Raw genomic sequence first — 22,971 nt, forward strand, 5'->3', positions numbered from 1 at the left:
CGCTGCCTCCCTCAATAATTGATGTTGCCGATGGCAGCGGGGGTTTTCAGGACGAAGTCGTAGAAATACGGCCAGCCCCTGTCCCAGAAGGGACCGGAAATGATGATGCAGACCGCGCTCCAGAAGCCAGCGTTCAGCGCAAAGAACAGGCCGAGCCGGTGAATGCCGTAGGGGCCGACGGAGTAGCAAATGTAGTCGCGGAAATACGCGTTCTCGTGCTCGCCGAACTTGACCGGCTCGTTCTTGCCGGGATTGACCGCCCCCAGAATGACGCCGGCATGCAGGCCGAGGAACATCGTGGTCGTGAAGAAGAAGGTCACCGCCAGCATATGCGCCGGATTGTAATGGAAGTGCAGGAACTGGTAGCCGACATTCGACACCCAATCGAGATGCGACATGATCCCGTAGGGAAAGCCGTGGCCCCAGGCGCCGAGCAGCAGCGGTCGGATCACCACCAGCGAGACATAGGCCAGGACAGCGAAGGAATAGGCGATCGGCACGTGCCAGCCGATGCCGAGCTTTCGGCAGATCTCGATCTCGCGAAGAATCCAGGAGAAAAAGGCGCCACAGGCGCACATGGTGACGAGCTGCCAGGTGCCGCCCTTGTCGAGTGGGGCGAGCCCGAGGCCGTAACTGATCGAGGGCGGATTGACGGAGAAGGCGAAGATGTTGGTCGCACCGCTCTGACTGATGTCGTAAAAGATCAGCAGGGCGCCGAGCAGGGCGAAGAACGCCGCGGTCACTCCGAAGAAACCCACGTAGAAGGGGCCGACCCAAAAGTCGAAAAGATCGCCACCGACGAGCGTGCCCCCGCGCACCCGATATTTGCGTTCGAACGACAGCATCGCCATGGTTTTCGTCCCATCTCTTTCAAGCCGACGTTGAAGCATGAAAAGACGAGGTCTGGCCGGTTCAGCCTCTCATCTCCGCGTTTGGCCGCAACGCCGCGCCATGGGCCACCGCGCGGTTGAAACACAGGCCGGTGGTGGCCTCGATCGCACCGACGCACGGGCGAGCCGTGGGCGGATCCGCGCGACCGAACACCACCACGCCGCCGCGTATCGGCGGGCGAGTGGCGAAGTTCATTCGCGGTCTGGTCGGCAGTCTTGAAGAGGCTCCCACCGTCCCACGTCCGTCGCCCGGATCAACTCCGGGATGGGGCGCGGCGGCAGCTCGAACCGCCCAACTCTGGGCCGATCAAATCTCGTCTTGTCATGCTTGTCGTTCCGGGACGGCGGCGGGCGCCGTCCCGAGGATCCTATCCGCTTCAGCCGAGCTGGATGAGCGGCGTGTCGAGCTGGCTGGTCTGCTGCGCTCCGCCAGCGGGCGGAGTCGGATTGGCCAGCCAGTTGAAGCGCGCCGTCGACAGAAGGATGAAGTGGATGAGCAGCGCCAACACCATCAGGAAGGTGAACAGCCCGATCAGGGCTCGGCGCGGATCGAACAGAAGCCACATTCTCCACATGATCTTGGCTCCTTAGCTCAGCATCGAGAGGAGAGGCTTGGCCATTTCGAGACTCGCCGTGTGCGCCTCGGGGGTCTGCAGCCAGGGCCGCCAGATCCAGACGAGAATATGCGCGACGATCGCGACGGCCAGGAAGACCAGGAAGGAGGTCATGAAAATTCCATGAAACTCCTGCGCCTCCCTTTCGGTCAGGCCGGACAGCGTTCCTGCTTCCCGGCCGGTGAGATTCTCTGCCATGTTCCTTTCTCCTTGTTTCCGGGATCTTCGGGCCGGCCACGCCAGAGGCGCCTCGGCCGCCGAAGCTTCTGCTCCCCGCCGCGCTATCGCATGAAGGCGTAGGGGAGGACGGAATGGGCCGCGGCCTTGGCGTCCCGGAACACGGCGAAGACGCCGCTTTGTCCGAACGGAGTCGGCCGCAGCCGGGCCGGCAGCAAGCGCGAGACCAGGGCGACCGTGAAGAAGATCGGGAAGGTCACGGCAAAGACCATCCGGTATTCCTGCCGTTCGGCTCGAAACTGCGACAGGCCACTGCGTTCAACGAGGCTCATGGAGACGTCTCCTTGGCGGGTTCGACGGCGGGTTCGATGGCCGTTCGGGCGGCGAGGGAAAATGCGTTCCGGTCATGCGAGCACCGTTGCGCGGGATGACGTGGTGAGATGACCGATTTCGACGGTGGCGGATTGGTCGCGGCGCGCCGCCGCTTCCGCCGCGTCCCGCAGGCGCCTTGCCGCGGAAATGCGCAGCATCACCGGCTCACGCTCGAGGGCGGCGTGCAGGGCGTCGTTGGCGGCGCTCGACCAAGCGAGTTCGCGGTCTGCATTGCGGGTTGGCCCGGCGGTCGTAACGGGGGTCGGTCCGACCTGATCCATGTCGGTGCCGAGCGGCAGGATATGAAACAGCGCATCGAACAGCGCGTTGCAGACTTCCTGCACGAGATAGGTGGCGCCGGCATAGCCCATGAAGGGAGTGCCGGTGTGGCGCCGGATCGCCGCGCCGGGGAAAGAGGCCGCAATGAAGGCGCCGCGCCCGCCGGTCTCGGCGAGATACATGCGCTCGTTATAGCTGCCGAAGAGAACCAGCGGCGGCGTCTCCCTGACCTTCTGGCGGACCTGGTCGTTCAAGGTCTTCTGGCCGGCGCGCCGCGGCACCGCGAAGCGGCAGGGCAGGCCCATCTCGTCTTCGAGGAAATGCCGCAGGCCGCGCGCATAGGTCTCGTTGGCGACGATGGCGAAGCTCGCCGTACCGAAGAAGTCCTGGGTCACCGAGCGCCAGAGATCCCAAAGCGGCTTGATCGTCGTGTGCTTCTCGCGGGTGATGAAGGGCTCGGGATCAAGGCCGAGGATGGCGCCGAGACTGCGCAGGAATGCCGTCGTCGAATGCAGCCCGATCGGCGCCTGCAGATAGGGGCGCTCCAGCGCCTCGCAGAGCTGGCGGCCATATTCGCGGTAGAGGCAGACACTGGCGTCGGCCTTGGCCAGCTTGGCTACGTCCTTCAGATGGCTGCCGATCGGGAAGACCAGATTGACCGTCGCGCCGATCCCCTCGATCAGCCGGCGGATCTCGTGAAGGTCCGAGGGCATGTTGAACATGCCATAGGCCGGACCGATGATGTTGACCGTCGGCTTGTCGCCGGCCTCACGCGGACGCGGGGCGGGGATCTTGCCCTTCTTCGGGCCATATTCGGTGAACAGCCACTTCAGCGCCCGGTCGGCGCATTGCCACTGATCCTCGTCGATGGTCCGGGGCAGGAAGCGCTTCAGATTGGTGCCCTCGGGCGTCACGCCGCCGCCGATCATCTCGGCGATCGAGCCGGTGACAACCACCGCCGGCTGGCTCGGATCAAGGGTCGCATGGGCGCGTTTCATCGCCCCTTCGGTGCCGGTCTGACCGAGGTTTTCTTCGCCAAGGCCGGTGACGACGATCGGCAATTCGTGCGGCGGCAGCGCGTCGGTGTAATGCAGCACCGATGTGACCGGCAGGTTCTCGCAGCCGACCGGGCCGTCGATGACCACCTGCAGGCCCTTTACCGCAGTGAAGACATAGACCGCGCCCCAATAGCCGCCGGCTCTGTCGTGATCGAGGACGAGCATCTCAGACGTCCCCCATGCCGGATTGATAGGCGGCGGTCTTGCCGGTGGCGCGGATGGCGACGTCGGTGCGGCGCTTTTGCGGCGCCGGGCGGGGCGGCACGTCCTCCCAGATGCCGCTGGCATGGCCGGCGCCGACACCCTCGAAAAACGCCGTCATCGCGTCAAAGCGGGATTTCGAATTGATCGCGCCATTGATCACCTCCGCGAGCGAGCCGGCGCCGGCTGGCCCCATCAGCGGCCGCGACGAAATCAGATTGGTGAAATAAAGCGCCGGCGTCCCGCACTGCTTTGCCTTTTGGACGACTGGCGTGGTGCCGATCGCCAGGTCCGGGCGGAATTCGTCGAAGGCCGCCAGATCGTTTTCCAGTGAGGCGCGGAATTTGACCGCGACGCCTTTGGCCTCGAGCCATTCGCGGTCGGCCTGTGACCAGATGGTCTTCGGGCAGGCGGTGCCGACATAGCGGACATCCGCGCCGCTTTCGACCAGCAACCGGGCGACGAGAAGCTCCGAGCCCTCATAGCCGGACAGGGTGATCCGGCCGGTGATCGGTGAGCCGGCAAGCGCGCCCTGGATCGCGGGGAGGATGACGTTTTGGGCGGCGGCGATGCGGCTTGCGGGCACGGCGGCGGCTTGGCCGATTTGCGCCAGCCATTCTGCCGTTCCCTCGACCCCGACGGGCGCCGAGCCGACGACCGGTCGTCCGGCGGTTTCGAACTCGCGCACGGACGCGGTGTAGAAGGGGTGAATGGCGCCGGCCACCGCGCAGTCGAGCGCAGCATAGAGCTCGCGCCATTCGCGGGTCGGCACCACCGGACCGGCGGCAAGCCCCAGCGGCTCAAGCAGCCGGCCGATCACCATCGGATCGGCGGGAAACATCTCGCCGATCAGCGCGACGCTCGGACGGTCGGAACGTGGCGTGCGGGGCGCGGCGACCGGGCCGGCTTCGGCTTCGCCCCTGGCATAGGCCAGCATGGCGCCGGCCAGAATGTCCTTGGCCTCGGCATGGGTCGGCACCCCAAAACCTGGCACGTCGATGCCGATGATGCGCACGCCGTTGATCGCCCTCGGCAACAGCCGCAGCGGCACGCCGGAGGCGGTCGGAACGCACAGATTGGTGACGACGATGGCGTCGTATTTTTCCGGATCGGCCAGCTGATGGACCGCCTCGCGAATGTCCTCGAACAGCTTTCCCGTGACCAGCGTCTCGGAATTGAAGGGCACATAGCCGACGGTCCGGCGGGCGCCGTAGAAATGCGAGGTGAAGGTGAGGCCATAGACGCAGCAGGCAGAGCCCGACAGAACCGTCGCGGTGCGTCGCATCCGCAAGCCGACCCGGAGGCTGCCGAAGGCCGGGCACATGGATTGCGGCTGGTCGTGCGGGCCGGCGGGATAGTCCTTGGCATAGCGCGCCAGCGTCGCACTGGCGCCGGCCTTCTCCGCGGCCGCGCGCATTTGCGCTTTACCGCCATGGCAACCGACATCGCCCTCGCGGGCAACCGGCGTCGCGGCAGCGTCCGGCGCGTCGACCGGCGGGCCGCTGCCATCGTCGCGTCTCAGTTCAGAGGGTAAAAAATCCATCGCCCGGCCCTCACGCGTCGTCATAGACGACTTCGAGGGACGGGCGGATCGTCACCGGGCGACCGAGCATGTCGGCGTCGCTCGCCGGATCGAGCACCACCTCGCGGCCGGTCTCCTCGTCGTCGAACAGGCCGAGGAGGCCATCCGGATCAAGCGGCGTCGGATGCAGCGGGGGCGCTTCGGCGACGTTGTTCGCCAACTCTTCGAACAGCGAAGCCCATGGGCCGCCGGGCTTGCCGACAATCTGGTAATTGGCGCTCTTGCGGCGGATGTCCTCGTCGGCGGGGATCGCCGCCAGCACCGGAATGCCGACGGATTGCGCAAAGGCGGCGGCCTCGCCGGTGCCGTCGTCCTTATTCACCACCATGCCGGCGACGCCGACATTGCCGCCGAGCTTGCGGAAATACTCGACCGCCGAGCAGACATTGTTGGCGACATAGAGCGACTGCAGATCGTTCGCCCCGACGACGATGACCTTCTGGCACATGTCCCGAGCGATCGGCAGACCGAAGCCGCCGCAGACCACGTCGCCGAGGAAGTCGAGCAGGACGTAGTCGAATCCCCAGTCGTGGAAGCCGAGCTTTTCCAGAAGTTCGAAGCCGTGGATGATGCCCCGTCCACCGCAGCCCCGGCCGACCTCCGGGCCGCCGAGTTCCATGGCGAAGACGCCGTCGCGCTTGAAGCAGACGTCGGAAATCGCGACGTCCTCGCCGGCCGCCTTCTTGGCGGAGGAGGTCTGAATGATGGTCGGGCAGGCCTTGCCGCCGAAGAGGAGAGAGGTGGTGTCTGACTTCGGATCGCAGCCGATCAGCAGCACCCGCTTGCCCTGACTCGCCATCATGTAGCTGAGATTGGCGAGGGTGAAGGACTTGCCGATGCCGCCCTTGCCGTAGATCGCGATGATCTGCGTTTGTTTGCTGACCGGGGCGGTCGAGACCGGATCCGGCCCGACGGCCGCCTCGGCGCGCAGCCGCTCCGCCATTGCGCCCGCCGGCCCGTTTGCGCTGTCGTGTCTCAGAGCGTTGGTCATAGCGCTCTCCAATCCAGAACCATTTTGAGGCAGTCGGCGTCCTCGAACGCCGTGCGATAGGCCGCTTCGGCCGTGTTCGGCCGACTGGCGTGGGTGAGGAGCCCGGCCAGCGACAGGTGGCCACCCGCCAGCAGCGCGCAGACCGCTTCCATATCCTCCGGCCGCCATTCCGCCGCGATCTTCATCCGCACCTCACGCATGAAGGCCGGCGGGAAGGCGAAGCTGACCGGGGTCTTATAGAAACCGGCGAGGACGATCTCGCCGCCACGCCCTAAGTGCGGCACCAGCCGGTCGAGGATCGTCGAGTCGCCGCTGACGTCGAGAATCTGCCGATAGTCCGTGCGATCCTCATCCTTTGGCGCGATCACGGCATAGCCGATCGCACCGGCCTGCCTGGCGGGCGCCGTCTCCCAGACGACGGGTTGGCCGCCGAGCGCGACGGTGAGGCGCGCGGCCAGACGGCCGAGTGCGCCATGGCCGACGATCAGCTCCGGCAAATCACGGCCGGAGGCGCGAACGGCATGATGGGCGGTCGCCGCCAGGGCGAGCAGCACGGCGTCATTGCCGAGGTCATCCGCCACCGGCACCAGGCGGCCTTCAGGCAGCTGGACATGGGAGGCCGAGGCCCCGAACAGGCCACGGGCATCGGCAAAGCCGTTGGAGCCGGGCACAAACACTCGATCGCCGACCTTCAGCCGTCGAGCGTCCTCGGCCTCGACGACCCGGCCAACGGCCTCGTATCCCGGCACCAGCGGATAGCCCATGCCGGGGAAGGGGGGCATCTCGCCGGTCCACAGCAGGCGCTCGGTGCCGGTCGAAATCCCCGAGGCTTCGATTTGCACCGCCACGTCGCCGGCCCGACGCGCCGCCAGCGCCAGCCGCCGCATGCCAAGGGCGCGTGGCTGATCGAAGACGATGGCATCGGATTGGGTCATCACGGTCATACACTCCCAACTTCGTTTGTAATTCTAAATTGACAGATAAGACTGTCAAGTAAATCTGACATTGCGGCGCGGAATTTCCCCAATCATGATGCTGGTGGCGATCGGCAGGGCGGTTGGAATGCGGTGCACACGCTGCAGTCCGGCGGCGTTCATCAGGCCGGCGATCTCGCTCGGCCTGCGCGGCCGGCCGCGGCCCATGGCCATGAGGTAGAAGCCGAAATAGGCGTCGGCGACCGCCGCCGAGTCGGCGCTGCCGGCCATCGGCTCGGCCACCACCACGACGCCGCCGGGCGTCAACGCATCGCGCGCCCGGGTCAACAGGCGGACCGCCTCGGCATCCTCATGGTCGTGGATGATCCGCACCAGACTGATGAGGTCGAAGCGGTCGGGATAGAGATCGGTGAAGAAATCGCCCTCGTGCACGATGATCCGCCGGCCGAAACGGGTGTCGCCGATCCGCTCGCGGGCGATCGCAGCCACCGGCGGCAGATCGAACAGGTGCAGCTCGATGTCGGGATGGGCAGCGGCGACCTTGCGCAGAAAGCGCCCGTCGCCGCCGCCCAGGTCGAGCATGCGCTTGGCCCAGGAAAGATCGTAGGCGGATAGGATCTCGTCAGCGACGAGATCCTGGCTGGCCGCCATCAGATCGGTGTAGGCGGCGACGTTGGCATCGGCCGGCGGTTGTCCCTTTGCTTCGGCTGCGTAAGGCCAGAGTTTCGCCAGCCGGGTCTCGCTGTGCCGCCCCCTCAGCAAGGCGACCGGATCGCTCAAGTCCTGATACAGATCCTTGTGATGGCGGATCATCGCCGTGGCGCCGGGATTGGCGACCAACGCCGCACCGAGCGCGGCCAGCGCATAGGTCGTCTCCTCGCCGCTGTCGTCGATCTCCACCAGATCGATGGATTGAAGCGCCCGCAGCAGGCGCTCGCAGGCGTCCTGCGTCAGACCGGCGGCGACCGCTACCTCCGGCAGGGTGCGGGGGCCGCGCGACAGGACCGTGAACAGCTCCAACTCGACGGCGGCTGTCAGGGCCTGAGAATAGACAAAGCCCGCCACCAGATCGAACAGCCGACGCGAGCTTCGTCGCGCAAAGGGCCGGGTCAGCGCGAAATTCGCGGCGCTGCGCTGAAAGTCTGGATCGGCGAGCTTGCGATTGCGGACGTCGCGCCACCAATCGCGGCTGGGCCGGAAGAAGCGGCGGATCGCGCGCATTGGATCTGCCCATCCGGACGGCCTGTCGGCGGAGCGCGGCGTGGGCTCAATTTCCGTAGCCGACATGGCGTAAAATCCATTGGACAGTCATTTCTGTCAATTTAATTGGACAACCAGATCGTCCCCGTGTCAATCTTCCTGTCGAAGGATCCGAGGATGAGCGGATGCACGTAGTGATCATCGGCGCCGGAATTGGCGGCCTTGCCGCGGCCATCAGGCTCGCCTGCGCCGGACTTCGGGTCACGCTGTGCGAAGCCTCCGCGGCGGTGGGCGGCAAACTCGGTGCGGTCGAGGTCGCGGGCCGGCCGGTCGATGTCGGGCCGACGGTGTTCACCATGCGGGACGTGTTCGACGCGCTGTTCGAAGCGGCCGGCGAAACGCTTGACGACCACTTGACGCTGCGGCGCTCCGAGACCATCGCGCGCCATATCTTTGCCGACGGCGCGCGGCTCGATCTTTATGCCGATCAGGCGCGTTCCGAAGAGGCGATCGCAGCTTTTGCGGGTGAGGACGCGGCGCGGGACTATGCCGGATTCTGCGATCGGGCCGCTGATATCTACGCCACGCTGTCGCCGATCTTCATACGGGCCGAGCGCCCGTCCGGCCCCTTCGGTCTGGCGCTGCGGGCGGGGCCGTCCGGCCTGCCGGGGCTGCTGCGGATCGGTGCACAGACGAGGCTCGCGAAATCCCTTAGCCAGCAGTTTGCCGATCCGCGGCTTGCCCAGCTGTTCGCCCGCTACGCGACCTATAACGGCTCTTCTCCCTATCTTGCACCGGCGACCTTGATGCTGATCGCCCATGTCGAAAAGGCCGGCGTCTGGCTGGTCGAGGGCGGTATGACGCAGCTGGCCGCAGCGCTCCGCGGCCTGGCCGAGCGCTGCGGCGTGACGGTTCGCTGTGGCGCATCGGTGGCGTCGATCGACACCGTGCAGGGACGGGCGAGTGGTGTGAGCTTGGTCGGCGGCGAGACGATCGCCGCCGATATCGTCGTGTCCAATGCCGATGTCGGCGCGCTGGCGAGCGGCCGGTTCGGCGAGGCGGCAGCGGCGTCAGTCGATCCGCCGCTGGCGTCGGCGGAGCGCTCGCTGTCGGCGGTGACCGTCGCCTTCGAAGCGCCGACGTGCGGGCTGACAGTGCTCCGGCACAACGTCTTCTTCTCGGCCGACTACCGGCGCGAGTTCGACGAGATCGTCCGTGAGCGACGGCTGCCATCCGATCCGACCGTCTATCTCTGCGCCTCGGACCGCGACGATCACGGTGCTTTGGCCGAGCCGGCCCGTCGGCGCGGACGCGAGCGGCTCTTTCTGATCATCAACGCCCCGGCCGACGGCGACGGGCCGGACTTCGACAAAGAGGAGGTCGAACGATGCGTGACGGCGGCGTTTTCAAGGCTTCGAGCCTCGGCTTTGCAGGTCGAGCGGCCGGATTGGGAGGCGATCAGGCTTTCGACGCCCTCAGATTTCGAGAGGCGCTTTCCGGCGACGGGCGGAGCGCTTTACGGGCGGGCCTCGCATGGGTCGACGGCTTCGTTCCAGCGCCCCGGCGCCAGAACGAAGCTCCCCGGCCTTTATCTTTGCGGCGGCAGCGTCCATCCCGGGGCCGGACTGCCGATGGCGGCCCTGTCTGGCAGGATCGCAGCCGAGGCCATCCTGGCGGACCGCGCTTCGACCAGACGGTTCCGCCGGGCGGCTATGCCTGGTGGTATGTGGACGCGCTCTCGGCCGACGGCCACCATGCCCTCACGCTGATCGGCTTCGTCGGCAGCGTGTTTTCGCCCTATTACCGCCTGGCCGGAAGGCGGCGCCCGGAAAATCACGTCGCGCTCAACGTCGCGCTGACCGGCGCGAGCGGCAAGCGCTGGACGATGACCGAGCGGCGCCAAAGCGCGCTCTACCGCGATGCCGGCACGCTGGCGGTCGGGCCGAGCGCCATGCGCTGGGACGGCAGCGGGCTGACGGTGACGATCGACGAGGTGACGCCGCTGTTGCCGAAGCGGGTGCGCGGGACGGTGAGGCTATATCCGGAAGCCGTCGTCAACCATCCGGTCGCGCTCGATTGCGACGCGCGCCATTGCTGGTGGCCGATCGCCCCGTGTGCGCGCGTCGAGGTCGAACTCGAGAACCCGCAACTGTCCTGGTCCGGCAGTGGCTATTTCGACTTCAACACCGGCGAGGTGTCGCTGGAGGAGAGCTTTCGCCGCTGGAATTGGTGCCGGGCGAGCGTGCCGGGCGGCACCGTCGTCCTTTACGATCTCCTCGATAGGGACGACCAATCCTGTTCGCTGGCGATCCGCTTCGATCCGAAGCGTGGCGTCGCCGATTTCGAGGCGCCGCCGCCGGCCCGCCTGCCGAAGAGCCTTTGGGGCATGCGCCGCTCCACCCGCTCGGAGCGCGGCGTCTCGGCGCGAATCATCGAAACCTTGGAGGATTCGCCCTTCTACACCCGCTCGGTCGTCGCCTCGCGGCTGCTCGGCCGGGACGTTACGGCGATACACGAAAGCCTTGATCTCGATCGCTTTGCCAATCCCATCGTCCAGTCGATGCTGCCCTATCGCATGCCGCGCCGCTTCGTCTGAGGCCAATGGCATGTCGGTGTCGTCACTCAAGCCCCCACGGCGGCCACCCATCGACGGCGATTTCGCATCGACTTTATCGCCGGCCAGACGCCTGCCTTGACCGCCAAAGGGATCTCGGCGCTTGCCGCGATCGTGACAGGGGGCAAGAGCGGCATGAAGGCGAGAGTTGCAAACAGCTGGCGCATCGGGGGGGAAGGGGCTGCTCCCGGCGGGCCCGAAGCTGGAATCCAGGGCAAATTTATCAAATGTCAGCGGCCGAATGCGGCGTTTTCCGGCAACGCCTCGTTCGCTACGCTGACGGCCAGATCGTGGCTTGGCTGCGCGGGCTCGGTGTCGCGCTCGAGAGCGGCGAGGATGGTGCCGGCGACCTCGTCCGGCGCTTCCTCATGGGCGAGATGGCCGAGGCCGGCGAGCGACACCACCTCGGCGTTGTGCACCATCCGCGCGACGCGCTCCGAAACCTCCGGCGGGATCGCCCGGTCGCGGGTGCCGACGATCAGGGTCAGCGGCATGGCGAGGCGCGGCAGGTCGCGGCCGAGGCTGTCGAGATCCCAATTCGCCATCATCGACAGGGCGCCGTCGACATGGGTGGGGGAAGCGAGCAGCCGCTTGTAATAGGCGATGCCGGCAGCGTCGATCTTCGAGCCGGTACTCTCCATCAACTGCGCGACGGCGCCGCCGCTGCGCGCGCGCCAGGCAAAGAAATGCGGCGCGACGGGATTGAGGAAGAGCAGCTTGGCCAGGCGCGGAAACAGATGGGCTGCGATGCCCGGAAAGGGCAGCAGCGCGCCGTTAAGCGAGACGATGCGGCGCGGGGCGATCTGGCCGTCGAGCGCCATCCGCAGGAGGATCGCAGCGCCCGCCGAATGGCCGGCCGCATAGGCCGGAGACACCTGCAGCGCATCGAGCAGCGAGAGCAACGCGCCGCTCATGCCGGTGATCGACACCCGACGCCAGGGCGGCGTGGCGGTGAAGCCGTGGCCCGGCAGATCCGGCATGATCACCCGGTAGCGCTCGGCCAGGCACGGCGCGAGATCGCGGAAGGAGTGGGTCGAGGCACCGGTGCCGTGGAGAAGGAGCAGCGGCGGTGCGTCTTCGGGCCCGAGCGTTTGGACGTGAAACCGCGTGCCGCCCGCTTCGACGAAGCGGCTCTTGTCGCGATGCGGCCAGTTTCGGCCCTCGCGGTCGAGATCGAGCGGCGCTCTCATGGCACGGTCCTTTGGCCGGCGACCCCGCGCGGCGTCGTCGCGACGGCCGCGGCGAGGGCGGCGGAATCGGCGCGTGGCAGTGCCAGATAGCGCGCGCCCATCGCCTCGGCGACCTGCCGGGCTTCGGGGCTCGGCCGCTGCGACAAGTCGATGACGAGGCCGGCGATGTTCGCCGAGCGCACCGCCCGCGCCGCGTCGTGTGCGTCCTGCGTCGCCTGCGGTCGGCCGGCGGCGCCGTTGCGGGCGATATTCGCCCGACCGTCGGTCAGCAGCGTGATCAGCGGCGTGCGCCCTTCACGCGCGGCGCTCTTTGCCAGATCTAGGGCGGAAAGAATGCCGCTGGCCAGCGGCGTGCCGCCGCCCGCCGGCAGCGCGGCCAGCGAGCGCTTGGCACGGGTCAGCGATTTGGTTTCGGTCAGCAACACATCGGCCCGGGTGCCGCGGAAGGCGACGAGCGCCACCCGGTCGCGCCGGACATAGCATTCGGCGAGGATCCGCTCGACCGCGCCCTTGGCCTCGGCGAGCCGGGCGAGCGCCGCCGAGCCGGAGGCGTCGACGGCGAAGATCGTCGCGGTCTCGGCTTTGCCCTTGTAGCGGCGCACGCGCAGGTCGGCGGCGCGGATGTCGAGGCGGTGGGGCTGCGGTTCCGGTTGTGTCTCGGCGCGAAATTCGGCCTGCCGGGCGCGGTGAATCGGCTGCCAGGGCGCGGCGGCGCGCAATGTCGCGATCAGATCGAGACGCTCGCGGCGCGGATCACCCGGCCGTGTGCCGACCACCCGGCCGCGCCGTGCCCGCGCGGCGAAGGCGCCTCTTCGGCCGCAGCCGGCACCTCGTGACAAAGGCGGACGGGCCCTGGCTAGCAGCGCGCGCAACAGATCCTCGGGCAAGCGGACCGCGGCGGCGTCGAGGGTGACGTCATCGGGCGTCTCCAGAGCCTGCGGATCGGCGTCGGTTTTGGACGCGTCGGTCTCCGCCGGCTTATCGTCCGACGGCGGGGTATCTAACGTCTCCGGCGGCGTGTCGGCCTCGTCCGGCTGCGGCTCGGCCGGCATTTCGGGCAGCGTCACGGCGCGCGGCAGCAGAACCAGGCGGATCGCGGTCTCGACGTCACTGCCGTCCGGCTGCGCTCGTCCGGCAAGGGCCGCCGAGGCCAAGGCCGCGCGGATCGCCAGATGTGGCGCCCGCAGCGAGACGATGCCGAAGGCCATCGCCGCCTGACAGAGGGTTTCGATCGCCGCGTCCCCGGCGCGAAGACCGGGGAGGCGGCGGCGGGCGGCGGTGATCGCCTTGGCGCTGGCGATGGGGTTGGAGACGCCGCGCGGATCGGCGCCGTCGAGCGACAGCCACAGGCCGAGGCGTTCGCACAGCGCCGGCGGCGGCGCCTCGTCCGGCTCAAAGCCCTCGTCGAGGGCGAGAACGCCGATCCGGGCCTCGATCGTCGCCGACATCCCGTCACGCTCGAGGCTGACACAGCCGCGATCGAGGGCAAGGCCGATGAGGCCGGCCGCCTCTGCCGTCATGCGCTCGGCCATCGCGGCGATCAGAATGCCGCCGTCGGCAGCCGCTATCAGCCCGCGTTCGAGCACCGGTGTCTTCTTCGCCAGGGAGGCGGGAAGATCGAGGCCGCCGAGCAGCGCCGCCTCGCCGGTGCCCGCCGGCATCTTGCGGGAGGGAACGCCTGCCGGCATCATCTTGTTGAAATGCTCAAGCGCGGTCCGCTGGACAGGCCCGGTCCGGCCGGCCAGGCGCAAGCCGATCCCGGGATCGACGGCCAACAGCGCCAGCGCCCGCACTGCCTCCAGCCAAAGCGCGTGGCCGTCGTCAGGCTTCGATTCCAGGCTGCCCGTCGCCGGGCCGTCGTTGACGGCGAGCGGGCGGAGCGCGCTCATGCCGCCGCAAGGTCGCCGAGCGCACGGGCGACGCGGATCGTCGACCCGGCTTCGTCCAGCGGGTCACGGCGCAGGCGGTGGGAGAGGGCGAGCGGCGCGAGTTCTGCCAGGTGCGGCCAGAGGACGGCGGCATCGCCCTTGAGCGCGGCCAGCGCCCGGGCGGCGCGCATCAAGGTCAACTCGCCGCGCAGCCCGTCGGTGCCGAGGCGGATCGACAGCTGCGCCGCCTTTTCCAGGCTCTCGTCGGACACTTCGACGTCGCCAAGGCGCTGCCGGGCCGCCGAAATCTGCTGCCGCAGAGCCGCGGTCTCGGCCTCGAACTCTGCCACGAAGCCGGTCGGATCGCGCTCGAAGGCGTCGCGGCGTTTGATGACGGTGATCCGCGTTTTCAGATCCTCCGGCGTCTTCACCTCGACCGACAGGCCGAAGCGATCGAGCAATTGCGGGCGCAATTCGCCCTCTTCCGGATTGCCGCTGCCGATCAACACGAAGCGAGCGGGATGGCGCACGCTCAGCCCCTCGCGCTCGACGACGTTTTCGCCGGAAGCGGCGACGTCGAGCAGGAGATCGACCAGATGGTCTTCGAGGAGATTGATCTCGTCGATATAGAGAAAGCCGCGATGGGCCTTGGCGAGAAGCCCCGGCTCGAAGCGCTTTTCGCCGGCCGACAGCGCCCGTTCGAGATCGAGCGCGCCGACGATGCGGTCCTCGGTCGCGCCGAGCGGCAGATCGACCACCGGCACCGGCCGCATCAGGCTTTTGCGGGCGCGGCGCGGTTTGGCCTTGCCGCGGCAGGTCTCGCAGGCCTCGTCCGGCCGGGCGGGGTCGCAATGATAAAGGCAGTCGGCTGCCTCGATCTCAGGCAACACCGCCGCCAGCGCCCGCACGGCGGTGGACTTGCCGGTGCCGCGATCGCCGAAGACCAGCACGCCGCCGACGCTTGGATCCACCGCCGCGATCGACAGCGCGAGCTTCATCTGATCCTGGCCGACGATGGCGGCGAAGGGAAAGGCGGTTCTCATAACCGGCAGGCTACCGGCTTTCGCCCCGTCTGAGAAGACGCGATCGCGCAAAGATGACAGGTCGGGTGTCATGTTATTTGGACATCTGTCGCAAAGGACAGCGGATCGGCGCGGTTGTCTGCGCCGGGCATCTGTGCTGCAAGGCGCTCTTTGGCAGATTGGCACGGGCTGGGGCGCAGACGAGCGACATGACGGTTCATTTCATCGGCGCGGGGCCCGGGGCGCCCGATCTCATCACCGTGCGCGGCTTGCGGCTGATCGAGCGCTGCCCCGTCTGCCTTTACGCCGGCTCCCTGGTGCCGCAAGCGGTGGTGAAGGCCGCGCCGGCGGACGCCATCGTGCGCGACACCGCGCCGATGACCCTCGACGAGATCATCGCCGCGATCGAGGCGGCGCATGCACGCGGCCAGGACGTCGCACGGGTGCATTCCGGCGACCCGTCGCTTTATGGGGCGATCGCCGAGCAGATCCGCCGGCTGGACGGGCTCGGCATTCCCTACGACATTACCCCCGGCGTCCCGGCCTTTGCCGCCGCCGCCGCCGCGCTGAAGCTGGAACTCACCGTGCCGGAGGTCTGCCAGACGGTGATCCTCACCCGCACGGCGATGCAGTCTTCCGCCATGCCCATCGGCGAAGAGCTCTCGACCCTCGGCCACAGCGGCGCGACGCTGGCGATCCACCTGTCGGTGCGCAACATTCCCCATATCCAGCGCGAGCTGACGCCGCTGTCCGCCTATGGCGAGGACTGCCCGGCGATCATCGCCTATCGGGTCGGCTGGGAGGACGAGGCCTTCATCCGCACCACCCTCAGCGCGCTGCACCGCGCCGCCCGCGAGGCCAAACTCACCCGCACGGCGCTGATCTTCGTCGGCCGGGCGCTCGGCGCGACGGACTTCATCGACTCAAAACTCTACGACGCCAACCACGTTCATGTCCTGCGGCCGAAGCGCAAGGCGCCGAAGGCGAGGTGAGGGGGGCTCGTGGCCGTCCGACGCATTGTGATTCAAGGTTGCGGTCGGCATTTGAAACAGAATACAGCAGTTCTGTTTCAAATGTCCCGCTTTATCGTACCTCCGGTGCGCACAATCGCACGGGCTTCGGCTGGCATGGGCAAGCCTTTAGTCGGCGCCCTAATAATCCGCCCGTTTGCCCAATCTCTTTCCCTGGCGGCTGGGCCTAACGCTCGCGCGGCGCTTGCTCGACGCGACCAAATCAGACCTTGCGGCTTTGGTATTATTTCAATGTCTTTTGCGTAATGTTCTTCAGTGCCCTTAAGGGCATAGAACATAGTTCCATTAAGGTTCCATATTTTCTCTTGTTGAATTACATCGTACTCCAGTGTTCCCAACACCTTTTCTGCTCGGTCTTTTATAACAAACGTTATTTCTTCATGAAATTCCTCGGGAATGTGCATTTTCCAGTTTGCATGATGATTTCCATTTGGTGCCTCCCATGTGACCCAATCAAGGAACGGGCCCGATAAAAGGCCTTTCTTTCGCTTGTAGTCCCACCATGACCAGACCCGTTTTCGTATTGACTGGAAGTCACTGGCTGGCTTCAGCTCGTCGCCGGCCTCACACCATCCAAAGTCTATCGTAGCGTTCCAGTTCAGCGGCATTCCCAGGTAATGCGAATGTCGACCCGCTCGGAGCATTTCTCTGGTTTGCCTCGGTCGGATGTGTTCGGATGGCTTCAATGGCTCTCTCTTTCTGACAAGTAGGGGCTCTTGTTACCATTATGCATTGCCATGGCCGGAGATATACCCTGACCGACGCGTTTACGAGTTTCGGGCGGCTTTCATCCCCGGAAACTTCCGCAGGGACTGAGGGCCACTTGCGGCGGGCAGTGCCAGCGATGCGGCTCGGTGCGAGAGAGGCATCTACCTGAAACAGAATTGGCAATTCTGTTTCAAGCTTCAGCCGTCCCGAGGCCGATCCCGATTTTCAGGCCGATGCTGCCGGACCGATTCCTTAACACTTGACGCTGCCCCACGCTCACACCGCCGACCCTCATCCCACGGACCCGCCGGCCACCGCCTCGACCATCGCGTCCACCGTTGCGACCACGGGTCCGTCCGGCGCCGGGGGGCGGGCGATCATGATCACCGGGAGAGCGAGCGTTCTCGCAGCCTCGACCTTGGCGTAGGATGCCGATCCGCCGGCGTTGCGGGTGACGAGGTGGGTGATGCCATGGGTTCGCATCAGCTGAGCTTCGCTGGCGGCGTCGGGCGCGGGGCGGGCGAGGCGAAGCGTCCAGCTGTCCGGCAAGGGCGGCTCGGGCGGCTCGATCATCCGGGCGAGCGGCAGAAGATCAAGGCGCCGGGTGAAGGGCTGCAGATGCTGGCGGCCGAGCGCCAGGAACGGCCGGGCGCCGGGCGGCAGCGCGTCGCAGGCGTCGCCGAGGCAGGAGACCTCCACCCAGCGGTCGCCGGGACCGGGCTGCCAGGGCGGGCGCAAGAGTTTCAGCCGGGCAATGTTGGCTTGATCGGCGGCCTTGGCGGCGTTGCGGGCGATGCCGGCGGCAAAGGGGTGCGTCGCGTCGAGCAAGAGGCCGATGCGTTCGGCGGCGAGGAACGCGGCGAGCCCCGCAGCGCCGCCAAAGCCGCCGCTGCGGATTTCCACGGCGTCGGGAACGACCGGCGCCGTGGTGCGCCCCGCAAGCGACAGGATCAGCCGGCGCCGCGGCCAGCGTTCGCGCAGGGCGCGCATCAGATCGTTCGCCTCGCCGGTGCCGCCGAGGACGAGGATCGCGGTATCGCCTTTCGCCTCAGACCCGCGCAAGCAGCCCTCCCTGGCGATCGGCGACGATGATCTCGACCGCCGCCGCGCCGCCGAGCCGCTCGGCGCAGACGGCCTGCGCCTTGCGGGCGATGACGGCGGGAAGGTCGATCGCGCCGGTTAGATCGAGCACGTCCTTGGCGGTGTTAGCGGCGAGAATGCGGGGCGCGAGCGTTTCGGCGAGCGCGGCATCGCAGGTGGCGACGGCTTTCAGCAGAAAGGCAAAATCGACCTGGCTGCGGCCGGAATGCAGATCCATCGCCCCCTGCGCCAGCTTGGTGAGCTTGGCGAACCCGCCGGCGATCGTCAGGCGCTCGACCGGATGGGTTTTCAGATATTTGATCAGGCCGCCGGCGAAATCGCCCATGTCGAGATAGGCGATCTGCGGCAGCGCGGGGTAGAGGCGCCGGGCGAGATCCTCGCTGGCCGAGCCGGTGGCGCCGACGACATGCGGCAGCCCGGCGGCCCGCGCGACGTCGACGCCGCGATGGATCGAATGGATCCAGGCCGAGCAGGAGAACGGATGAACGATCCCGGTGGTGCCGAGGATCGACAAGCCGCCGACGATGCCGAGACGCGGATTCCAGGTGTGGCGGGCGAGCGCCTCGCCGTCGGTGACGCCGATTTCGACGACGATGTCGGGCGGGCGGCGATGGGCCGCGCAAAGGTCTTCGACGATCGCCCGCATCATCTGGCGCGGCACCGGGTTGATCGCCGGCTCGCCGGGGGCAAGCGGCAGGCCGGGGCGGGTCACCATGCCGACGCCGGAGCCGGCCTTGAAGCAAACGCCCGAGCCCGGCGGGCCGAAGGCGACGGTGGCGACGATCTCGGCGAGATGGGTGACGTCCGGATCGTCGCCGGCATCCTTGATGATGGCGGCCGTGGCGCAGGTGTCGTCGCGCGCCTGGCGGTTGAGGCTGAAACTCGGCGTCTCGCCCTTCGGCAGGGTGATCGTCACCGGGTCGGGAAAGTCGCCGGTCAACAACGCGCTCAAGGCGGCTTTCGTCGCGGCGCTGGCGCAGGCGCCTGTCGTCCAGCCGCGCCGCAGCGGCCGGTCCGGTGATTTGCGGTCGTCGTCGCGCGGTGGAGCCATTGCGCGCTTATAGCCGAGTTCGCATAAGGTGCCATCGTCGGGGCGGGAGGCGCGCGTCGGCACGAACCGGATGAAGGAGCGAAAGTTTGGCCGGGCTGATGATCGCCGCGCCGTCGTCGGGGGCCGGCAAGACCACCGCGACGCTGGCGCTGATCGCGGCGCTTCGCGTGGCCGGGCACCGTGTGACCTCGGCCAAGGCGGGCCCGGATTATATCGATCCGGCCTTTCATGCCGCGGCGAGCGGTGCGGTTTGCGTCAATCTCGATCCCTTCGCCATGCGCCCCGGGCTGATCGCCGCCTTGGCCGACCGGCAAGGCGCGGCGGCTGACTGTTTTGTCATCGAGGCGATGATGGGCCTCTTCGACGGCGCGGCCGACGGCCGCGGTTCGGCGGCGGATCTGGCGGCGATGCTCGATGCGAAGATCGTGCTCGTCGTCGATTGCGCCCGGCAGTCCCACTCGGTCGCGGCGCTGGTCGCGGGCTTTCACAATTTTCGCGCCGGAACGAGGCTCGCCGGGCTGATTCTCAACCGCGTCGGCTCGCCGCGCCATCTGGAAATGCTGACCGAGGCGCTGCGCCCGCTCGGCCTGCCGGTGCTGGCGGCTTTGCCGCGGCGCGAGGATCTCAAGCTGTCGGACCGCCATCTCGGCCTTGTCCAGGCGGGCGAGCACGCCGATCTCGCCGGCTTCCTCAAGCGGGCGGGCAGCTGGATGACGGAGAATGCCGATCTCGATCAGCTGGCTCTTCTCGCAAGGCCTGCGGCGGGGCGCGATCGGCCTGCGATGCCGCCGCTGCCGCCGCTCGGCCAGACGATCGCGATCGCCCGGGACGCGGCCTTCGCCTTTGCCTATCCGCATCTTCTCGCCGGCTGGCGCACGGCGGGGGCGGCGCTGTCGTTCTTCTCGCCGCTCGCCGACGAGGCTCCGGCAAGAGATTGCGACGCATTGTTTCTGCCGGGCGGCTATCCCGAGCTTCATGCCGGGCGGCTTGCCGCGGCCGATCGGTTTCGCGCCGGCTGCCATGCGGCGGCGGCGCGGGGCGCTCTGGTCTATGGCGAATGCGGCGGCTACATGGCGCTTGGCGACGGGCTGATCGACGCGGAGGGGGCACGGCACCCGATGCTCGGGCTGTTGCCGCTCGAGACGAGCTTTGCCGAGCGCCGCCGGCATCTCGGCTATCGCCGACTGACGCCGCTGGGCGGGACGCCATTTAAAGGGGAACTGATGGGCGAAGAGGAGCTGATGGGGCACGAATTCCATTACGCGACGACGATCCGCGAGAAGGCCGGCGCGCCCCGGCTGTTTGCGGCCCGCGACGCGCTCGGTGCCGATCTCGGCGCGGTCGGACTTCGCCACGGCCGGGTGATGGGCTCCTTCTGCCATGTGATCGACCGGCAATGAGGGGTTCGGCGGCCGAACGGCATCGCGAAGCCTTGGCGACGGGCCTCTCCAAGCTCGCCGGAGAGACGACGTGATCACACGCCTTGCAATCCTTCTGGCGGGCCTCGTCCTCGACCGGCTGATCGGCGATCCGCCCTGGCTGTGGCGGCATGTCCGGCATCCGGTGGCGGCGATGGGCGAAGCGATCGGTGCTCTCGACCGGATCCTCAACCGACCCGATTTCACCGACGAGACCCGGCGCCGGGCGGGCTTCTTTGCGCTCGGCCTGTTGCTGCTCGCCGCGCTGCTGATCGGCGGTTTCATCGCCGCGCTCGCCGATGCCTTCGGCGCGCTTGGCATGATCGTCGAGACGCTGATCGTCGCGATTTTCCTTGCTCATAAAAGCCTTGTCGACCATGTCGGCGCCGTCGCGACTGCGCTGCGGAACGGCGGCCTTGCTGAAGGCCGGCGGACGGTCGCGATGATCATCGGCCGGGACCCGGAGCAGCTCGATCAGGCCGGGATCGTTCGGGCGGCGATCGAGAGCCTGGCCGAAAACGCCTCGGATGGGGTCGTTGCGCCGGCCTTCTGGTATCTGCTGCTCGGCTTGCCGGGGCTGCTCGCTTACAAGATGGTCAACACCGCCGACTCGATGATCGGCCATCTGAATGCACCCTATCGGGATTTCGGCTTTGCCGTGGCCAAGCTCGACGACATCCTGAATTTCGTGCCCGCCCGGCTCACGGCGCTGCTGTTGGCGCTTGCGGCGATGTTCGGCGGTAATGGCGCGGCGCCGCGCCTGGGCTTTTCCACCATCGTAGCGATCACCCGGCGCGATGCGCCTCTCCATCGCTCGCCCAATGCCGGCTGGCCGGAGACCGCGATGGCCGCCGCGCTTGGCCTTTCGGTCGGGGGACCACGCCGCTACGGCGATCTCGTCGTCGACGCACCGCAGCTCAATCCCGAAGGCCGACGCGAGGCGACGCCCGCCGACATTGCCCGCGCCATTGCCTTGTTCGAGCGGGCCATGGACGTTGTGCTGGCGATCATTGCCATCATTCTGGTTTTCGTCGTGCCCGGCGTTCTGTGAGAGACGGGGTCGGATCGGCTGGCGTCTTGCAGGGATGCAGACCCACCAACTGCGATCGCGGATCGGCCGCTTGAAGGACGCTTTGAAGAAAATGGATCTGCGCCGCGTCGTTCTGGTCGTCACGCTCCTCAATCTTGCTTATTTCGGCGTCGAGTTTTTTGTCGCGCTGTCGATCGGCTCGGTGTCCCTCTTCGCCGATTCTGTCGATTTCCTGGAAGACGCGGCCGTCAATCTGCTGATCGCGACGGCGCTGCGCTGGTCGCCGAAAAACCGGGCGCGGGTCGGAATGGGCATGGCCGTCGTCCTCCTGCTTCCCGTTCTCGGCTTTCTCTCGGCCCTCGTCGCCAAGGCCAGCCATCCGGTGCCGCCGGAGCCCTTCGCGCTGTCGGTGACCGGCGGCGGGGCGCTTGTCGTCAATCTCGCCTGCGCGGTGATGCTGGTGCGCTTTCGGTCGCATCGCGGCAGCCTGACCCGCGCGGCGTTCTTATCCGCGCGCAACGACGCGCTCGCCAATGTCGCGATCGTCGCCGCGGGCCTCGTGACTGCAACGCTATGGGCATCAATCTGGCCCGATGTGATTGTGGGACTCGGAATTGCCGCGATGAATGTCGACGCTGCGCGAGACGTGTGGCAGGCGGCCCGGAACGAGCACCGATCGCTACCGTCTTGAAGGCCGCGCCGGCAGCGGCCGGTCACGTTTGACCGCGAGGTGGCCCGACTGAGAGATCTTGGCAGCCCGAGCAGTGGCGTGAACTCGCAGAGCTGTTGGGCGGTGCCGAGGCTGTCGCCGGCATGGTCATTGAGAGGGAGGAGCGTTCGCCTTGCTTGCCTCATGCGGTGTTCGCAGCTATTTTCACGGAGACGTTGAGGATGGTCCTCGGAACAGGCCAAAGGGCGCAGCGCCTTGGATGATAAGTTCGGCTCCAGCGAAGGCGATCTGGCGCGTTTCGAAGTGCTGGGACGCCATGAGGATCGTGATCTGATCCAGTCCTTCGCCCATCGTTTGGCGGGCGACGGGGCTGACGCGGCTCGTCTGCGGACGATACTTGATCGCGAGACGGTCAAGGTGCCGTCTCAGACCGGCAGGATCTTGTCCGCACTGCGCCGTTCGCCGCTCGTTGGATCTGATCTCGATCTGTCCAGAGAGAGCGAAGAGCGGCCGTTGCCGCTGTGACGCGCTATCTTCTGGACACCAACATCATCAGTGACGTGACCAAGACGACGCCATCGGAACGCTTGATGGCTTGGATGGCGGCGCAGAAGGACGAAGACCTTTTCATTGCATCCCTGACCCTGGCCGAGATTTGCAAAGGCATCTTGCAAAAGCCGCAGGGTCGAAAGCGGCGGTCGCTGGAGGTCTGGTTCGCTGGACCGGAAGGGCCGCAGGCGTTGTTTGCCGGCCGGATTCTGCCGTTTTGTGAGGCGGCAGGGCTCGTCTGGGCGCGACTGATGGCTGACGGCAGAGCGATGGGGCGCCCCAGAAACGGGCTGGACATGATCATTGCCGCCGTGGCCGAAGCCTATGACTGCAAAGTGGTGACGAATAACGAGCGGGATTTTCCGCAGATCGCGATCGTCAACCCGATGCGCGCCGCCGATTGATCGCCTTGGCGCTCCG

At 67.2% G+C, this 22,971-nt stretch carries 23 protein-coding genes; 8 read left to right on the plus strand and 15 right to left on the minus strand.

Annotated features, from left to right (window positions below):
• Nucleotides 1-11: 11 nt before the first annotated feature.
• The 9 genes from pufL to J1C48_RS04090 all read right to left on the minus strand — a co-directional run bounded on the left by pufL (nt 12) and on the right by J1C48_RS04090 (nt 8,320).
• Nucleotides 12-851 carry a photosynthetic reaction center subunit L gene (gene pufL / locus J1C48_RS04050; RefSeq protein ID WP_207256438.1) on the minus strand — a complete coding sequence of 280 codons (840 nt, stop codon included), beginning with the start codon at nt 849-851 and terminating at the stop codon, nt 12-14.
• Nucleotides 852-1,267: 416 nt separating this feature from the next.
• A complete protein-coding gene (gene pufA / locus J1C48_RS04055) occupies nt 1,268-1,465 on the minus strand; it encodes a light-harvesting antenna LH1, alpha subunit (RefSeq protein ID WP_207256439.1) in 198 nt (65 codons plus the stop codon).
• 12 nt (nt 1,466-1,477) lie between these two features.
• Complete coding sequence (gene pufB / locus J1C48_RS04060; RefSeq protein WP_207256440.1) at nt 1,478-1,702, minus strand: light-harvesting antenna LH1, beta subunit; 225 nt, start codon at nt 1,700-1,702, stop codon at nt 1,478-1,480.
• A gap of 83 nt (nt 1,703-1,785) precedes the next feature.
• Nucleotides 1,786-2,013, minus strand: a complete 228-nt coding sequence (locus J1C48_RS04065; RefSeq protein WP_207256441.1) for a hypothetical protein — start codon at nt 2,011-2,013, stop codon at nt 1,786-1,788.
• A 72-nt stretch (nt 2,014-2,085) separates the two neighbouring features.
• Nucleotides 2,086-3,555: a chlorophyllide a reductase subunit Z gene (gene bchZ, locus J1C48_RS04070; protein ID WP_207256442.1), complete on the minus strand. Its 1,470-nt coding sequence runs from the start codon at nt 3,553-3,555 to the stop codon at nt 2,086-2,088.
• 1 nt (nt 3,556) lies between these two features.
• Nucleotides 3,557-5,134: a chlorophyllide a reductase subunit Y gene (gene bchY, locus J1C48_RS04075; RefSeq protein ID WP_207256443.1), complete on the minus strand. Its 1,578-nt coding sequence runs from the start codon at nt 5,132-5,134 to the stop codon at nt 3,557-3,559.
• A gap of 10 nt (nt 5,135-5,144) precedes the next feature.
• Entirely contained in the window at nt 5,145-6,164 is a 1,020-nt protein-coding gene (locus J1C48_RS04080; RefSeq protein WP_231081560.1) for a chlorophyllide a reductase iron protein subunit X, read from the minus strand.
• A complete protein-coding gene (bchC, locus tag J1C48_RS04085) occupies nt 6,161-7,099 on the minus strand; it encodes a chlorophyll synthesis pathway protein BchC (RefSeq protein WP_207256615.1) in 939 nt (312 codons plus the stop codon). The genes J1C48_RS04080 and bchC overlap by 4 nt, the downstream gene beginning before the upstream one ends.
• Before the next feature lie 54 nt (nt 7,100-7,153).
• The gene (locus J1C48_RS04090; RefSeq protein WP_207256444.1) at nt 7,154-8,320 is read right to left on the minus strand and encodes a methyltransferase; all 1,167 of its coding nucleotides are present in this window, start codon (nt 8,318-8,320) and stop codon (nt 7,154-7,156) included.
• A gap of 164 nt (nt 8,321-8,484) precedes the next feature.
• Between J1C48_RS04090 and crtD the strand changes: the two genes are divergently transcribed.
• Nucleotides 8,485-10,068: a 1-hydroxycarotenoid 3,4-desaturase CrtD gene (gene crtD, locus J1C48_RS04095; protein WP_207256445.1), complete on the plus strand. Its 1,584-nt coding sequence runs from the start codon at nt 8,485-8,487 to the stop codon at nt 10,066-10,068.
• Nucleotides 10,026-10,895, plus strand: coding sequence for a carotenoid 1,2-hydratase (locus J1C48_RS04100; RefSeq protein WP_231081561.1), 870 nt, complete (start codon nt 10,026-10,028; stop codon nt 10,893-10,895). The genes crtD and J1C48_RS04100 overlap by 43 nt, the downstream gene beginning before the upstream one ends.
• A 248-nt stretch (nt 10,896-11,143) precedes the next feature.
• On the opposite strand, the gene bchO is transcribed toward J1C48_RS04100, so the two are convergent.
• Genes bchO through bchI form a run of 3 tightly spaced genes read right to left on the minus strand, consistent with a single transcriptional unit; the run spans nt 11,144 to nt 15,014 of the window.
• Nucleotides 11,144-12,103 (minus strand): alpha/beta fold hydrolase BchO, encoded by a 960-nt coding sequence (gene bchO, locus J1C48_RS04105; RefSeq protein WP_207256446.1) that lies wholly within the window; start codon nt 12,101-12,103, stop codon nt 11,144-11,146.
• The gene (locus J1C48_RS04110; protein ID WP_231081562.1) at nt 12,100-13,992 is read right to left on the minus strand and encodes a magnesium chelatase subunit D; all 1,893 of its coding nucleotides are present in this window, start codon (nt 13,990-13,992) and stop codon (nt 12,100-12,102) included. The genes bchO and J1C48_RS04110 overlap by 4 nt, the downstream gene beginning before the upstream one ends.
• Nucleotides 13,989-15,014 (minus strand): magnesium chelatase ATPase subunit I, encoded by a 1,026-nt coding sequence (gene bchI, locus J1C48_RS04115; protein WP_207256447.1) that lies wholly within the window; start codon nt 15,012-15,014, stop codon nt 13,989-13,991. The genes J1C48_RS04110 and bchI overlap by 4 nt, the downstream gene beginning before the upstream one ends.
• A gap of 188 nt (nt 15,015-15,202) precedes the next feature.
• On the opposite strand from bchI, the gene cobM reads away from it, so the two are divergent.
• Nucleotides 15,203-15,985, plus strand: a complete 783-nt coding sequence (gene cobM, locus J1C48_RS04120) for a precorrin-4 C(11)-methyltransferase (protein ID WP_207256448.1) — start codon at nt 15,203-15,205, stop codon at nt 15,983-15,985.
• Nucleotides 15,986-16,062: 77 nt separating this feature from the next.
• Here the strand turns inward: cobM and J1C48_RS04125 are convergent, their stop codons facing one another.
• The 3 genes from J1C48_RS04125 to J1C48_RS04135 form a co-directional block, all read right to left on the minus strand.
• Nucleotides 16,063-16,632 carry a hypothetical protein gene (locus tag J1C48_RS04125; RefSeq protein WP_207256449.1) on the minus strand — a complete coding sequence of 190 codons (570 nt, stop codon included), beginning with the start codon at nt 16,630-16,632 and terminating at the stop codon, nt 16,063-16,065.
• A gap of 391 nt (nt 16,633-17,023) precedes the next feature.
• Entirely contained in the window at nt 17,024-17,794 is a 771-nt protein-coding gene (locus J1C48_RS04130) for a cobalt-precorrin-6A reductase (RefSeq protein WP_231081563.1), read from the minus strand.
• Nucleotides 17,781-18,884: a cobalt-precorrin-5B (C(1))-methyltransferase gene (locus tag J1C48_RS04135; RefSeq protein ID WP_207256450.1), complete on the minus strand. Its 1,104-nt coding sequence runs from the start codon at nt 18,882-18,884 to the stop codon at nt 17,781-17,783. The genes J1C48_RS04130 and J1C48_RS04135 overlap by 14 nt, the downstream gene beginning before the upstream one ends.
• Before the next feature lie 86 nt (nt 18,885-18,970).
• On the opposite strand from J1C48_RS04135, the gene J1C48_RS04140 reads away from it, so the two are divergent.
• The 5 genes from J1C48_RS04140 (at nt 18,971) to J1C48_RS04160 (ending at nt 22,955) form a co-directional block, all read left to right on the plus strand.
• Entirely contained in the window at nt 18,971-20,284 is a 1,314-nt protein-coding gene (locus J1C48_RS04140) for a cobyrinic acid a,c-diamide synthase CobB (protein ID WP_207256451.1), read from the plus strand.
• A gap of 70 nt (nt 20,285-20,354) precedes the next feature.
• Entirely contained in the window at nt 20,355-21,353 is a 999-nt protein-coding gene (gene cbiB / locus J1C48_RS04145) for an adenosylcobinamide-phosphate synthase CbiB (RefSeq protein ID WP_343217679.1), read from the plus strand.
• Nucleotides 21,354-21,444: 91 nt separating this feature from the next.
• Complete coding sequence (locus J1C48_RS04150) at nt 21,445-22,023, plus strand: cation efflux transmembrane domain-containing protein (protein WP_207256452.1); 579 nt, start codon at nt 21,445-21,447, stop codon at nt 22,021-22,023.
• A 234-nt stretch (nt 22,024-22,257) separates the two neighbouring features.
• Nucleotides 22,258-22,527 carry a hypothetical protein gene (locus J1C48_RS04155; protein WP_231081564.1) on the plus strand — a complete coding sequence of 90 codons (270 nt, stop codon included), beginning with the start codon at nt 22,258-22,260 and terminating at the stop codon, nt 22,525-22,527.
• Entirely contained in the window at nt 22,524-22,955 is a 432-nt protein-coding gene (locus J1C48_RS04160) for a PIN domain-containing protein (protein ID WP_207256453.1), read from the plus strand. Before J1C48_RS04155 ends, J1C48_RS04160 begins: the two co-directional genes overlap by 4 nt.
• Nucleotides 22,956-22,971 lie beyond the last annotated feature (16 nt).

This window comes from Jiella flava (assembly GCF_017349315.1).
Taxonomy (GTDB): Bacteria; Pseudomonadota; Alphaproteobacteria; order Rhizobiales; family Rhizobiaceae; genus Jiella; species Jiella flava.